This is a genomic window from Pseudovibrio sp. Ad13 (genome assembly GCF_001623225.1).
Lineage (GTDB): Bacteria > Pseudomonadota > Alphaproteobacteria > Rhizobiales > Stappiaceae > Pseudovibrio.
In genome coordinates this window covers 292,084-306,450 of sequence record NZ_LMCC01000015.1, presented here as the reverse complement: position 1 = coordinate 306,450, position 14,367 = coordinate 292,084, and the positions used below count along the sequence as shown (strand labels likewise).

Below are 14,367 nucleotides of genomic sequence, written 5' to 3'. Positions count from 1 at the left end.
AAAGTGAAGGCACTTCGCTCTGTATTTTTGGGCTGTGGCAGCTATCTGCCTGAAAAAGCACTTACTAACCAGCAGCTTACCGAGATTGTTGACACTTCTGATGAGTGGATCGTTCAGCGTACCGGGATCAAGAACCGTCATATAGCGGCAGAAGGTGAGTTTACGTCTCACCTTGCAGTGAATGCTGCCAAGGCTGCGCTGGAAAATGCCGGTGTTGATGCGCAGGATATTGATCTGATCATTCTGGCAACCTCAACACCTGACAATACGTTCCCGGCAACGGCTGTTGCTGTGCAGGCCGAACTTGGTATCAACCACGGTTTTGCGTTTGACGTTCAGGCTGTTTGCTCTGGTTTTGTTTATGCGGTTACCACTGCCGACGCATACCTGCGCGGTGGTCTGGCTAAGCGCGCACTTGTAATTGGCGCTGAAACATTCTCGCGCATTCTGGATTGGGAAGACCGTACGACTTGCGTTCTGTTTGGTGATGGCGCTGGCGCTGTTGTCATGGAAGCGCAGGAAGGCGAGGCTTCTGCTGAGGCCAGTGGTGTGTTGACCTGTCATTTGCGTTCTGATGGCCGTCACAAAGAAAAGCTCTTTGTGGATGGTGGTCCTTCCACCACGCAGACAGCAGGTCATTTGCGCATGCAGGGCCGTGAAGTGTTCAAGCATGCGGTTGGCATGGTCACTGATGTGATTGAAGCTGCCTTTGATGCCACTGGCACAACTGCGGAAGATCTGGACTGGTTTGTGCCGCACCAGGCGAACCAGCGCATCATTGATGCCTCTGCTAAGAAACTTGGCATCGCTCCTGAAAAGGTAGTGAAAACAGTTTCCGAGCATGGCAACACTTCGGCTGCATCGATTCCTTTGGCACTGGACAGCATTGTTAAAGCTGGCAAGGTCAAAAAGGGCGATCTGATCATGCTGGAAGCAATGGGCGGCGGCTTTACCTGGGGTTCCGTACTCCTTAAGTGGTAAAAAGCGGCAAAAAACCCCAGAGGGTTGCATTTCTTAGCAAATGAGCTGTTGACCCTGACGCCGGTTGGCCATACCGTAACTTGTTGAAAGCAAGCTTTATTCTTACGGATCATGGCTTTACCGGAGGAGGGTGGAATGGGTAGTCACACTGTAACCCGCGCTGATTTATGTGAAGCGGTTTACCAGAAAGTCGGCCTATCTCGGACTGAATCTGCCGAACTCGTTGAGCAGGTACTTGCAGAAATTTCTGCCAGCCTGGAAGGCGGCGAGTCTGTCAAATTGTCTAGCTTTGGCTCTTTTGTTGTTCGCTCGAAAGGTGAACGCATTGGCCGTAACCCAAAAACAGGTGAGGAAGTTCCGATCTCTCCACGCCGGGTTATGGTATTCAAGCCAAGCAATGTTCTTAAGCAGCGCATTAATGATGCACTGGTTGAGGGCGCCAGCTAATTTGCTGCCCCGATAATAGTAAGGTTTAGAGGGTCTGCATCGTGGAGAAGAGCGCCGACGCGTTCCGAACAATTAGTGAAGTAGCGAGTGAACTGGATCTGCCGCAGCACGTTCTGCGGTTCTGGGAAACACGATTTACCCAGATCAGGCCTCTGAAAAGAGGCGGTGGACGGCGCTACTACAGACCTGACGACCTTGAGCTTTTGCGCGGTATTCGCCATTTGCTCTATGGGGAAGGCTATACGATTAAAGGCGTGCAACGTATTTTGCGAGAGCAAGGCGTGCGCGTCGTTATGGACGTTTGGAAAGAGGGTGGTGGCGTTGTCATCCCAACCTCATCCAGCGCCAATACGCCTGTGGGCGTGGCACCTGATCCATCCCAAGTTTCTGAGGGTTCAGTGCGCAGTGCGGCGGAAGCTGCAGTTGCACAGGCTATCATGTCGTCTCCAGAAGAGATGTATGAGCCGCAGGAAGACTGGGTTGCTGAGCGGTCTGTTGAAGAGCAGGCTGTGCTTCCGCTTGAGAGCGAACCTGAGCCGCAGATGCCATTGCCGTCCGGTCTGTTGCCGGATGACGAGCCGGATCAGCATGGCAAAGGCGGGCATGGGGCGTTTGGCTTCATGGATCGCTTGATGGGCTCTGAAAAGGAAGAGGCAACAGGGTCTGCTGGACTTTCCAAGGACAATGTTGATCGGTTGCAATCCACGCTTTTTGAGCTGTTGGAGTGTAAGCGTATGCTGGATCAGGCGCGATAATCTGCAAAAAGTGATAGGGTCTTGGGTTGGTGAAATGCTGACCTGAGCGTTGGTTTAAGGGCGTCAGTTACTGCTTTGTTGCAGTCGGCGCCCTTTGCTGTTTCAGGTGCGATGAAATTCATCCCGCAAAATGACTGTGGTTGTCAGGTCTTGCACGCCGTCAGTGGATGCGATGGCGTCTCTGACGTTGTTGAGTATCTCCATTGAGGAGGCAACGACTTCGACCACAAGGTCGAGCTCGCCACTTACCGAACTCACACGTTTAATTTCTGGAAACGCCGCCAGTATGTCGAGGATTTCGCGCATGGGTGTGCGTGATAGGCGGATGAACAGGAAGGCGGAGATGTGTGTGGGATCAAGACCACCAATGTCTGCCCGGTAACCGCGAATTGTGCCGTTGTTCTCCAGGCGTGTGATGCGTTCACTGGTGGCACTGCGAGACAGGTTGATGCGGGCTGCCAGTGTTTTGATCGGGATACGGGCTTCTTTGGAAAGGATCGCGATAATCTCGCGATCGGTGGCGTCGAGCATTGAGATTCCTCTGCGTGGGCTATCAGGAAGAGTGCCGTTAAAATACTTATTAATCGCGACATAGTGGCGGTGCAACTGACATAAAGTCGGTGTTCTGAAATATCAGTGTGCGTTATATTCCGGGCAACCGGAGAGACTTATGACTGATATTAGCCATCCCGCCCCTAATTTTGACCGCGATACCATTGCAGCCCTTCTGCTGGAGCACTGGAACCTGAAAGGTGACTTGTCTCCATTGGAAAGCGAGCGCGACCAGAACCATCGCCTTGATGCAGAGGATGGCACGCGCTGGACGGTGAAGCTTGTTAATGCCAGTGAGCCCGACGCTGAGACTGGATTCCAGACAGCCATGCTGCAGCATCTTGCTGTGTCCTCTCCGAATTTTCCTATGCCGCGCCTGCGCCTGACAAAGGATGATGGAGCCACGCAGAGTGTCGCCGGACCGGGTGGAGCATCTCATGCCATGCGTGTGGTTTCCTGGGTTCCGGGGGTGCCGTTGGCTGAAACTCAGCGTGAGGATGGTGTTGTTGCCAGTTTGGGGACGCTGCTTGGCAAGATGGACAAAGCGCTGCGTGGTTTCGTGCACCCAGGTGCTTTGCGCAGCTTTGAGTGGGATTTACGTGCGGCTGGTGATGCGCGCGCGCGCCTGAGTGCCATTGATGATCTTGATCAGCGGCGCGTGGTTGAGTACTTCCTTGATCGGTTTGACCGGATTGTTGCTCCGCAGCTTGCCGGCTTGAGAGCTGCTGTCATTCACAATGATGCAAATGACTGGAATGTGCTGGTTGATCCAGAAGATCATTCCCGCGTTTGTGGTCTTATTGATTTTGGTGACAGCCTGCATACGCCTGTGATTGCGGAAGTTGCGATTGCAGCGGCCTATACGATTATGGAGGTGCTTGATCCGATTGGCGCTGCTGCTGATCTGGCTGCTGCCTACCATGCTGAGTATCCGTTGGAAGAAGGGGAGGTTGATCTTCTCTTTGATCTGATTGCGATGCGGTTGGTAACAAGCGTGAGTTTGTCTGCTCTGCGGAAAGATGAGACTGACGACAATCCATACCTTGCTGTCAGTGAAGCACCAGCCTGGAACCTGCTTTACAAACTTTATGGCATGAAACCATCGTTTGCGACTGCAATCCTGCGCAAGGCCTGTGGTTTTGATGCTGTGCCGGGTGCTCGGAAGGTGGCAGCGTTTTGTGCAAAAAGCCGGAACTCATTTGCCCCGTTGTTTGCGCGCCATCCCAAGCTCATGTCCAAGGCGCTGGTACCTTATGCTGATCCTGAGAATGAGATGACTGTGACGTCTCGTGACCGTCAGCCAGAAGCTGCACAGGAATGGTGGGAAGAGTACTGCGAGGCGCATGGCGTTGAACTTGGCATTGGACCATGGGGTGAAAGCCGCAGTGTTTATTCCTCCGACTTCTTTGAGAGTCGTTTCATTGAGGGAGAGCGTCGCCGGAACCATCTGGGGTTTGATTTGTTCCTGCCGTCAGGAATCCGTGTTTGTGCGCCTATGGATGGAAAAGTGCGGTCTGTGGTGATTGAGACGGATCCACTTGGCTATGGCTGCATGATTGCGCTGGATCATGAAACGGATTGCGGTCAGCCGTTTGTGAGCCTTTGGGGACACATGGCGCATGAGGCGGCGAGCCGACTGAGCGTGGGTGATGTGGTCAAGGCTGGTGAGACAGTTGGGTATCTGGGTGCAGAAGATGAAAATGGTGGCTGGGCTCCCCATCTTCACCTGCAGCTATGTGCAGATGTTTCTTTGAGTGCCGAAGAAATCCTCGGTGTTGGTGAAGAGAAGTATCTTGATGTGTGGGCAGAATTATTCCCGTCCGCTATCGATTTTGCCGGGCTCCCGCAAGAAACACTGGGCAGTGCTGGACGATCAGTCAGCGATATCGTTTCATCGCGCCGTCAAAATCTGCTGCCGAACCTTTCCATCTCCTACAGCGAACCTATCAAGTTTGTACGTGGCGAGGGGGCTTACCTTATCGACCATCGCGGGCGGGCTTATCTGGACTGCTTTAACAATGTTTGCCATCTGGGTCATGCACATCCAGATGTGGTTGAGGCCTTGTCTCATCAGGCAGGTTTGCTCAACACCAATACACGGTATTTGCACGACAACATTGTTGAGTACTCTGAGCGCCTGACAGCGACACTGCCGGATGGTCTGGCGGTTGCTTCGTTTGTGTGTACGGGCAGTGAGGCGAACAGCCTGATGCTTCGCATGGCAGAGGCGCATACCGGGCGTCGTGATGCAGTTGTTCTGGATTGGGCTTATCATGGCACAACATCTGAGCTGATTGCGCTGAGCCCTTACAAATACAAGCGCAATGGTGGCAAAGGGCGGCCTGATCATGTGTTTGAGGCAGCTATTCCGGATGCCTATCGTGCACCGGCTGACTGGGCACCTGAGGAGATCGCTGCACGTTATGTGCAAAGTGTTGCTGAGCAGCTGGACCTGATGAAAAAACAAGGCCGTGCCCCAGCATTCTTCATTGCTGAATCAATTCCAAGTGTGGCTGGTCAGGTGTTCATGCCAGATGGCTATCTGGAGGAGGTCTACAAGCTGATCCGTGCGGAGGGTGGTTTGTGCGTTGCTGATGAAGTGCAGGTTGGGTTTGGCCGTGTCGGATCGCATTGGTGGGCTTTTGAAACACAAGGTGTGACGCCGGATGTTGTGACTATGGGGAAGCCGATTGGCAACGGTCATCCTATGGCCGCGCTTGTGACTACTCGTGAGGTTGCTGCCAGCTTTAACAATGGCATGGAATACTTCAACACTTTTGGTGGTAATCCGGTTTCCTGTGCAGTCGGGCTTTCTGTGCTGAGCGTGATTGAGCGGGATGGATTGCGCGAGAATGCGCGTGTTGTTGGTGATTACATCCTTTCGGGCTTCCGAAAGATGATGGAAAAGTATGAGTTTATTGGCGATGTGCGCGGGATGGGACTATTCCTTGGCATCGAGCTGGTGAAAGATCGCCGTACCAAAGAGCCAGCAACAGATATGGCGAAACGTATTGCCAACCGCGCAAAAGACCTTGGTATCCTAATGGGAACCGAGGGGCCTTATGACAATGTGTTGAAGATGCGACCACCGATGATTTTTTCTAAGGAAAATGCGGATTACCTGCTGGATGTCCTTGATCAGGCCATGAATGAGTCCGTTTCAGCTCTGGAAACCATGTAAACTATCAAAAAAGGGCCAAAGTCTGGCCTTTTTTACCTGAAGAATAGGCGGGGACAGGAAGTTGTCTCCGCTTTTTCTTTGTCCTGAGGGCTAACGGGATGAAGGTAAGGATGAGTTCAATTCATGTTCAAAATCCGGAGGCGTCGCTCTTGATCGCAACGTCCTGAGTGCTCCGGCTTGTTGTTTTGGGTTTGTTTTAGAACAGGTTGGCTTGCCATCCTTTAAAGAACAGGCCCCAGAGTTTGAAGGTGGGCGAACATGGTAACCATTGAAAGCAGTGCAAGCATTACGGCCTGGGGTGAGCGAACCTTTGGGCAAGTGGCTGACCTGAATGCGTTGATTGCGCGGGCAAAAGAAGAGCTTGCCGCTCTGCAACTGGCTGTCGAAAGCGGCGAGAGTTCACGTGATGTCGCTGCGGATGCCGCGGAGATTGCGATCCTGCTGCATCGTCTTGTTGGTTTGCATGGCGCTGAGCTTTCATTTGCCGTTGACGAGAAAATGGCTCGCAACCGCACGCGCATCTGGTCTCTGGCTGGTGATGGTACTGGTCGCCACGTTGCCTAAGCTTTTGATTGCTGTTGCGGGCTGATCTGCCTGCGGCTCTGATCTCCACTTATCCCCCTTGTTGCGCTGGATGGTACGCTTTTGCGTAGGCTAGGCGATCTATGGGGATCATGATGAGTGAGACGACATCGCATCTTAAACTGCCATTTCTGGCAGCTGCTCAAGCGCAAAAGCATGTCACGCACAACGAGGCTTTGGCACTTGTTGATCTGGTTGTGCAGCTTTGCGTTGTTTCCAACAGTGTGAGTGCACCACCTGCAGACCCCGCAGAAGGGGAGCGTTATATCGTTCCTGCAGCTTCGACAGGTGCTTTTGCAGGGCAGGAGAGTAAGATCGCGGCCTTTGATGGTGGCATCTGGCGATTTTTAGCTCCAGTTGAAGGTTGGGCGGCCTGGGTGCAAAGCCTCGGCGCGATGCAGGTTTTCTCAGGTGGTAAATGGACCGGGTTTTCTTCTGTCGCTGGACTGGGCGTTGATGACGTTACCGGCGGTGCGGCCTTTCAGCAGGAAAAGACTGTGCTGAGCGAGAGCGCTCATGCTGCGCAGAGCCAGTTTGTGACTGCAGATGAGCTGATCACCGTTTCTGGCGGTTTTACTGAAAGCTCTTTGGTTATTCCCTCCCGTGCAATCGTGTTCTGTGTTTCCACCCGCGTGGTTGAGGCTGTCACGGGTGCAAGCTCCTACGACTGCGGAATTGCTGGTGAGACTGGCAAGTTTGGGGGCTCTTTGGGGATTGCCGTTGGTTCTAATAATGCAGGCGTGATTGGACCAACTGCGTATTATGCGGACACGCCAGTCCGGATTACTGCGAATACTGGCAGCTTTACCGGAGGCAAGGTTCGATTGTCCTTACATTTCTTCCTGCCAGTGGTGCCGCAGACCTGAGCGATATCTTTGAATTTCATAGGCCGCATCTGCGGTCTTTTTTGTGTTTGCACGGGGGCTCTGGCTCCCGTTTTTTATTTGGGGAGTGAGAGATGCAGGATACCTTTCAACTGATTGTTTCGGACTTGCTTGAGAGTGAAGGAGGATTTGCCCATCGAAGCCGGAAGGCTGATCCGGGTGGTCCTACAAACTTTGGCATCACGCAGCGGACCTTGAGCGCATGGCGGGGGCAGTCTGTCAGCGTTCAGGAGGTGCGGTCTATGGAGCGGGCTGAGGCTGTCGATATCTTTCGAGCACAGTATTGGGATGCTGTGAAGGGGGACAAAATGCCTTCGGGCTTGGATTATGCGCTTTTTGATTTTGCCGTCAACTCGGGCCCCGCGCGGGCGGTCAAGACGCTTCAGAGTATTCTGGGCGTTGCTGCTGATGGTCTGGCTGGTGCGGAAACGTTTGGGGCACTCGAGACGCACGATCTTGGTGATCTGGTGGGTAAACTTTCCGCTGAGCGCTTGCGTTTCATGAAGCGGCTTAAGAACTGGCCCTACAACAAAAATGGATGGACACGCCGGGTGAGGGATGTTCAGCAACGGTCGCTTGAGTTGATCAAATCGCCAGCATCTACGGTTCGAACACTGCTTGTCCGTGACGGCGTTGTGCCGGATGGTGCAGCCAAAGCGCGGAGTGAGGAAACCTCCGCTATGAGCACCTGGTTGACGCCAGAGGGCGTGAGTAAGGCCGGGGTGCTGATTTCCGGCATATCCGGCATGCTTGCAGGTTCCGGGCCGTTGCAGTGGGCGTTTGCTTTTGCGCTTGTTGTTGCAGCAGGCATTGGTGGCTATCTGATGCTCCAGAAAGAGCGAATGGCATAGATTTGAGCGGCACTGCAAGAGGAAGAGAGCTTACGCAGCGGTGCCGTAAAGCTCCCCAGTGATTTTGGAGCATCGGGCAATCTGTAATGGGAACTACCAATGACGTTCTGCTAAGGACGTTTTAGTGTGCTTGCAGGTTCTCCCATTACAACCGGGCACCAAAATTCTGAACTGCTGGAAAGGCATTGCAGGTTCCATGAAAAAACTTAGCTTCGTTTCTCTTCTTCTTGGTTTTACGGCTCTTACAAATGCGCATGCGGGTGAGGCGGTCGATCTGCTGATCACCAACGCGCACGTTCTGACCATGGATGCACAAAAAACTGTTTATGACCGTGGGCTTGTGGCAATCAAGGGCAACAAGATTGTTGCGGTGTCTGATGGGTCTGATAGTGCTGACTATAGTGCCGACAAAACCATTGATGCAGAGGGCGATATTGTTATGCCCGGCATGATCAATGCGCACACCCACGTTTCTATGACTGTGTTCCGCTCACTGGCTGATGATGTTCCTGATCGCCTGCACCGGTATATCTTCCCGTTGGAAGGAGCGCTCGTCTCGCGTGATATGGTTCGTATTGGTGCAAACCTTGGTAATGTGGAGATGCTGAAGGGCGGTGTCACCACCTACGCTGATATGTACTATTTTGAGGATGAAGTTGCGAAGACGGTTGATCAGATCGGTATGCGCGCTGTGCTTGGTGAGACTGTGATCAAGTTTCCGGTGGCAGATGCGAAAAATGCTGAAGAAGGTATCAACTATGCTTTGAAATTCATTGAGGAATACAAAGACCATCCGCGGATCACACCAGCATTTGCACCTCATGCGCCGTATACAAACACAACAGAGGTGCTTGTGAAGGTGAATGAGCTGGCGGAGGAAAAAGATGTTCCGGTCCTGATCCATCTGTCTGAATCTTCTCGTGAAAGTGAGAAGATTGAAAAGCGGATGCCCGGCAAAACGCCAATCGGTTACATGGCTGAAATCGGAGCATTGTCAAAACATTGGGTAGCAGCGCATGCCATCACAGCAAATGATGATGACATCCAGATTTTGAAGGATCATGATGTTGGTGTCTCTCACAATATGAGTGCCAACATCAAATCAGCGAAGGGTGTTGCACCTGCGTTGAAGATGTTTGATCAGGGGTTGCGTATCGGACTGGGGACTGATGGCCCGATGTCTGGCAACACGCTTTCCATCATTGATGAGCTGGGGCAGGTGGCGAAGGTTCACAAACTGGCCAACAAAGACCGGGCTGCGATGCCTCCGGTCAAAGTGGTTGAAATGGCAACCATTGGTGCTGCACGTGCGCTGCATATGGAAGACAAGATCGGATCACTGGAAGTCGGGAAACTGGCTGATGTGATCATCATCGACACCAAAGCGCCCAACATGGTGCCGATCTTTAACCCATACTCTGCGCTGGTTTATTCTGCTTACGCCACCAATGTCAGCACCTCGATTGTTGATGGCCGGATCCTTATGGATAAGCGTGATGTGCTGACCGTGGATGAAGATCAAATCCGCAAAGAAGCACAGGAATTTGCTGAGGTCGTCCGCAAAACAGTTATCGATAAGGGTGAAGTTGTTCAATAGGTCTTATTGAGAATTATATTTACGAGGGGACTGGCTTGGTCAGTCCCCTTTTTTGTGCAAGCAAGCGCACATTATCCCGGACAGCAGGTTGGGTTGACCGAATCCGCAAAAATATTGGTTTTATGAGAAAAATGGTCGGGTAGGCCGGATTTGAACCGACGACCCCTTCACCCCCAGTGAAGTGCGCTACCAGGCTGCGCTACTACCCGAACCGTGTGGAACCTTGCGCCTGGGTGCGTTGCCGCATATGCAAGTATTCCTATTTGTGGAGCTGCCTTAACAGCTTACCACACAACTTTCCTACCTAATTCAGGTTGTCCGATCAAGGATCAAATGAAACTGAGCTTATTGTGCTGGTGGAAAACGCCTGTAGCGTGAGATGCCGGATTCCGCTGCGATGATGGCCCACAGAATGCCGAGTAGCAGAAAGTAATGGCGCCAATGATCTGTGTCGATAATGAAGCTAACACAAGCGTGTAGCAGGAATGCCACATAAGTGCAGATGATGTATTTCTGCCAAGGCCGGGGCTTGAAGACCAGCGGCAAAGCTTTGATCAATGTCCAGAAAACAAGCGTTATATAAGACAGACCACCAAGCCACCCGTAGGTTGTAAAGGCCTTTAGGTAGGCGTTGTGCTCATCCTCTGGGAAGATGGAGTTAAAGCCTCCGACACCAAGACCAAACGGGCGTTCTGTGACAAGTGTGAAGCCTTCCCCCCAGCGTCCAAAACGGCCTAAACGTGCGCCGTCATAATCCTGCACGAGCTTGGCGCGGAGCGTGAACATCTCCGAGATCGATTCAATTGAAAGAATTGCAAACAGCGCAATGATAAGACCGACACCTGCAAGACCAAGGATACCGAGCAGCTTTATGCGTGGGAGTGAGCGCCGCTCGTTGATGAAGACGAGGAGAAACACCATGAGTGCGCCACCCAGTGTCATGCCCCATGCTGCTCGGGAGAAGGAAAGAAATGCTCCCAGCAAGAGGATGAGCAGAGCGCCTGACTTTAAGATGTTCTCTTGCAAAGGTTTGGTTAGAATGTCGTAGGTTATTAGCAGCGTTGGCAAGAGCAGAAATGGGCCGTAGACGTTTGGATCCTTGAAGGTGCCTTTTGCGCGGCCATACAGGGTGAACTGGTCATAAGCGCCGGGGAAGGCGTTGAAGTAACCTGCAATGGCAAGCAGGGTGGCAAACAGAGCTGCCAGCAAATAGCCCTTCTCAAGAATGTCTATCCGTTCAATTTTTGCAGACAGGGTTGCTGCATACAAGAAGGATGAAAACGCCAGAAAGATCGTTACGGCGTAGAAGGTGACGGCTTCTTTGGTGTCTGCGGCTGCTGGTAAGGCAAGAATTCCGCCTGCAATGTAAAAGCACAGCAGGATCAGAAGTGGCAGGATGTCTTTGCGCAGTTCCAGACCGAAGAAGGACCAGCCTACCAATAGCAGGGCAATCAGCAGGTCATAGGGTGCTGGTTCTATGATGACGAGTGCGCTCACGGATGCGGTCAGAAACAACAGCGCTCTGGCTATTGTTTCTGTGCCGATTGTCAGAGGCACGTACCAGAAGGGGCGTGCATTTCTGATTGCATCGTGTGAGCGCGATAAGTCGGTCAATATGCGTTTTCCGTTTCCAGAAGACAGAACGGTGTTTTAATCAAGATATAGAGGTCAAAGAAAACGGACCAGTTTTCAATGTAGTAGATATCGCATTCGACACGCTTCTGGATCTTGTCCTCGGTATCCGTTTCACCGCGCCAACCTTTGATCTGCGCCCAACCAGTGACGCCTGGCTTGACCTTGTGGCGTGCGAAATAGCCATCCACCACATTCTCGTAGAGGCGATCTTCGGCTTTTGCGGAGAGAGCGTGCGGGCGAGGGCCGACGAGAGAGAGCTGTCCCATCAGTACGTTCATCAGCTGAGGCAACTCGTCAATGGAGGTCTTGCGGATGAAGCGGCCGATTTTGGTAACGCGTGGATCGCCTTTGGTCACCAGTTTTGAGGCGTTGGCGTCCGTCATGTTGTGGTACATGGAGCGGAACTTGAAGACGTCAATCAACTCGTTGTTAAAGCCGTAGCGCTTCTGTCGAAAGATGACCGGGCCGGGGCTGTCCAGTTTGATCAGCAATGCTGTGACCAGCATGACCGGAGAGAGAGCAATCAGCGAAATGCTTGCGAAGAAGATATCGAAGGCGCGCTTTGCGATTGTGTCCCAATCCGCGATCGGTTTTTCAAGAACATCGACAAACGGCACTGCGCCCACGAAAGACGAGGCCCTTTGGCGGAAGCGGAGTTTGTCTGCATGCGCTGAGAGGCGGATATCGACCGGGAGAACCCAGAGCTTTTCCAGCAACTGAATGATGCGCTTCTCGGCACGGATCGGGATTGTCACCAGCAACATGTCGATTTGTGCGATGCGGGCGAACTCTACCAGATCAGAAACATTGCCAAGCTTTTGGTAGCCAGCGACGCTTGGTGGGGAACGATCATTTGAGCGGTCATCAAAAATCCCGCAAATCTCAATGTCATTGTTTGGTTGGCGTTCAAGTTCTGCGATGAGATCAGCAGCGCTTTGCCCACCTCCGACGAGGACTGCTCTGCGGCTCAAGCGACCCATGCGAGTCCAGCGCACGATAAAGCCACGCATGACCATTCGGAAGATTGTGAGGACCACAACTCCGCTCACAAACCACTTCAGCAGAAAGGCCTGCGGAATCTCCGTAGATGGCAGGATAAGCAGCAGAGACGTGATCAAAGCCGCAAATACCAGTGCCCATGCTGTGATGAGGCGCATGGCCTGAGCCACGACTTTTTGCAGGGCATTGGCTTGATACAGATCAGCCATTTGAAACAGCATGACGCCAATCAGGGATGCTTCGAACAGTGCGAAGATTTGCCAGAGAGGCGGGATATCAAGGGAAGCTCCGCTCAGATAAGCGATAATACCTGTCAGAACAATCAGGGCCGCATCTGAGCAGCGCATGAAACCATCGAAAACCGATTTAGAGATGGTGTTGGTGCGCAGGGTTGCTGCCACCTCCAGAGCATCCTTGGACAGGTTGCTTGTTGTGGTATCCTCATTTTTTGTCAAAGAAGTCTGTTGACCATTCGTCCCGGATTGATCATCAGGTGACGGGCCACTCTCAATTACATTGAAGCGATGCTTGACCATTGTGCCGTGCGCCTAAGTGAGTTTGTTTTGTGAGTGCAGCGTGGACTGTTGAGACTGCCGCGAGGCGTCTGCCAGTTCATCTTTTGCACTTTGAACAGGGTGATAAAGTTGGGTGATGCTCTGCGCCATTTGCGGCAGAGTAAAATTCATTTTCAATTGGTTCTGCAGTTGCTGGCTCAGCTGGATTTGCTCATCAGAATGAGAGAGAGCCCAACTGACAGCTTTTGTCAGCGCTTGCTGATCATCGGGCTGAACAAGTGTCTTGTGATGCTCTGCATAAATCTCAGGTATGCCGCCAACGCGAGTTGTGATCAGCGGTTTTTGTGCAGCAAGGAGTTCCAACACGATATACGGCAGAGCTTCTGCTCGCGAGGGGATAACTGCTGTTTTGCCGAGTGGAAGAGCTTGGCTGAGTGGCAAGAACCCATGGAAGGTAACGTAGGCTCGCAGATTTTTATCTCGGACCATTTGCTCAAACAGAGCACGATCTGGACCATCTCCCACAATTGCAAGGGTTGGCTTGGTACTGGAGTTTTTGTGCAAGTCATCCAGAGCATTGATGAGCAGGTCGACGCCTTTCAAAAGACGAAGCTCTCCGACGAAGAGTAGGTCTGCTGCGTTCTCATGAGTTGTGCTGCGTTTGAACTCTGCTTGCCGCAAACCGTTATGTACGATTTTGTGGTGTGGAGGATTACCGCTCAAGCCGATCTTTTGTTGATAAGCTGCTTGCTCAAACGCACTGGTAAACACGAGTGAGTCGGTGAGTGGTCTCAAGAGCTTTTCAAGCGTGATGTAGATTTTGCCTGATATGGTTGAGAAATCGTAGTGCAAGCTGCCGCCGTGAGGGCTGTAAACGCGCTGGGTATTGATTCCCCTCAGCCTCAGTGCAGACCCTACGATGCGTGCCCAGACGCCGCCTTTCGCGCCATGACCGTGCAAGACATCCGGCTTTAAAGGGGTAAGATGTTTTGTGATCTTGTAGAAACTGAAAAGGTCTTTAGGAGCGAGTGAACGCGCCATGGGAACTGTGAGTAAGCCAAGGGAAAGACTAGTCTTTAAGGCTTCTAATTGTTTCATTGATGAGGGAGGGATAGCGTTGGAGGCGCAGACAATGCCAAGCTCATGGCCCATCTCGATCTGCTCTTCGACAAGATCCATAAGATGACGAAACGCACCGCCTAAAGGCGCACGTATGCAATGAACGATTTTCAGCTTGTCCGTAGACATCCGCAGCAAACTCCCCACCGCGCATGCATTGTCTGATGCTCCCCAGCACAGACCGCCGCGCAACTGAGTTTATTGCTAGCTTAAAATACTGTTTGACCTGTTAATCGACAGGGTTAATTAATTCTTAATCGTGGGTTTTA

Annotated in this window: 12 protein-coding genes and 1 tRNA gene; 8 read left to right on the top strand and 5 right to left on the bottom strand. The window is 52.3% G+C overall.

Annotated elements, in window-relative coordinates; all coding sequences use genetic code 11:
* Window positions 1-3 precede the first annotated feature (3 nt).
* The 3 genes from PsAD13_RS18650 to PsAD13_RS18640 all read left to right on the top strand — a co-directional run bounded on the left by PsAD13_RS18650 (window position 4) and on the right by PsAD13_RS18640 (window position 2,183).
* Window positions 4-981 (top strand): beta-ketoacyl-ACP synthase III, encoded by a 978-nt coding sequence (locus PsAD13_RS18650; protein ID WP_063319108.1) that lies wholly within the window; start codon window positions 4-6, stop codon window positions 979-981.
* A 135-nt stretch (window positions 982-1,116) separates the two neighbouring features.
* Window positions 1,117-1,428, top strand: a complete 312-nt coding sequence (locus PsAD13_RS18645; RefSeq protein WP_057464306.1) for an integration host factor subunit alpha — start codon at window positions 1,117-1,119, stop codon at window positions 1,426-1,428.
* Window positions 1,429-1,469: 41 nt separating this feature from the next.
* Window positions 1,470-2,183: a MerR family transcriptional regulator gene (locus PsAD13_RS18640; protein WP_057464307.1), complete on the top strand. Its 714-nt coding sequence runs from the start codon at window positions 1,470-1,472 to the stop codon at window positions 2,181-2,183.
* 102 nt (window positions 2,184-2,285) lie between these two features.
* On the opposite strand, the gene PsAD13_RS18635 is transcribed toward PsAD13_RS18640, so the two are convergent.
* Window positions 2,286-2,714 carry an Lrp/AsnC family transcriptional regulator gene (locus tag PsAD13_RS18635; protein WP_063319107.1) on the bottom strand — a complete coding sequence of 143 codons (429 nt, stop codon included), beginning with the start codon at window positions 2,712-2,714 and terminating at the stop codon, window positions 2,286-2,288.
* Between the two features lie 139 nt (window positions 2,715-2,853).
* Here PsAD13_RS18635 and PsAD13_RS18630 point away from each other — a divergent pair, with 139 nt between their 5' ends.
* The 5 genes from PsAD13_RS18630 to PsAD13_RS18610 all read left to right on the top strand — a co-directional run bounded on the left by PsAD13_RS18630 (window position 2,854) and on the right by PsAD13_RS18610 (window position 9,830).
* Entirely contained in the window at window positions 2,854-5,916 is a 3,063-nt protein-coding gene (locus PsAD13_RS18630; RefSeq protein ID WP_063319106.1) for an aminotransferase class III-fold pyridoxal phosphate-dependent enzyme, read from the top strand.
* A gap of 258 nt (window positions 5,917-6,174) precedes the next feature.
* Window positions 6,175-6,480, top strand: a complete 306-nt coding sequence (locus PsAD13_RS18625; protein ID WP_063289197.1) for a hypothetical protein — start codon at window positions 6,175-6,177, stop codon at window positions 6,478-6,480.
* Between the two features lie 113 nt (window positions 6,481-6,593).
* Window positions 6,594-7,364, top strand: a complete 771-nt coding sequence (locus tag PsAD13_RS18620; protein WP_063319105.1) for a DUF2793 domain-containing protein — start codon at window positions 6,594-6,596, stop codon at window positions 7,362-7,364.
* 92 nt (window positions 7,365-7,456) lie between these two features.
* Window positions 7,457-8,233 carry a glycoside hydrolase family 108 protein gene (locus PsAD13_RS18615; RefSeq protein ID WP_063319104.1) on the top strand — a complete coding sequence of 259 codons (777 nt, stop codon included), beginning with the start codon at window positions 7,457-7,459 and terminating at the stop codon, window positions 8,231-8,233.
* A 196-nt stretch (window positions 8,234-8,429) separates the two neighbouring features.
* Window positions 8,430-9,830 carry an amidohydrolase gene (locus PsAD13_RS18610; protein ID WP_063319196.1) on the top strand — a complete coding sequence of 467 codons (1,401 nt, stop codon included), beginning with the start codon at window positions 8,430-8,432 and terminating at the stop codon, window positions 9,828-9,830.
* Between the two features lie 132 nt (window positions 9,831-9,962).
* Here the strand turns inward: PsAD13_RS18610 and PsAD13_RS18605 are convergent.
* The 4 genes from PsAD13_RS18605 to PsAD13_RS18590 form a co-directional block, all read right to left on the bottom strand.
* Window positions 9,963-10,039, bottom strand: a tRNA-Pro gene (locus PsAD13_RS18605).
* Between the two features lie 136 nt (window positions 10,040-10,175).
* Entirely contained in the window at window positions 10,176-11,444 is a 1,269-nt protein-coding gene (locus PsAD13_RS18600) for an O-antigen ligase family protein (RefSeq protein WP_208986796.1), read from the bottom strand.
* Entirely contained in the window at window positions 11,441-13,000 is a 1,560-nt protein-coding gene (locus tag PsAD13_RS18595; protein WP_063305401.1) for an undecaprenyl-phosphate glucose phosphotransferase, read from the bottom strand. Before PsAD13_RS18595 ends, PsAD13_RS18600 begins: the two co-directional genes overlap by 4 nt.
* Window positions 13,001-13,012: 12 nt before the next feature.
* Complete coding sequence (locus PsAD13_RS18590) at window positions 13,013-14,227, bottom strand: glycosyltransferase (RefSeq protein WP_063305400.1); 1,215 nt, start codon at window positions 14,225-14,227, stop codon at window positions 13,013-13,015.
* Window positions 14,228-14,367 lie beyond the last annotated feature (140 nt).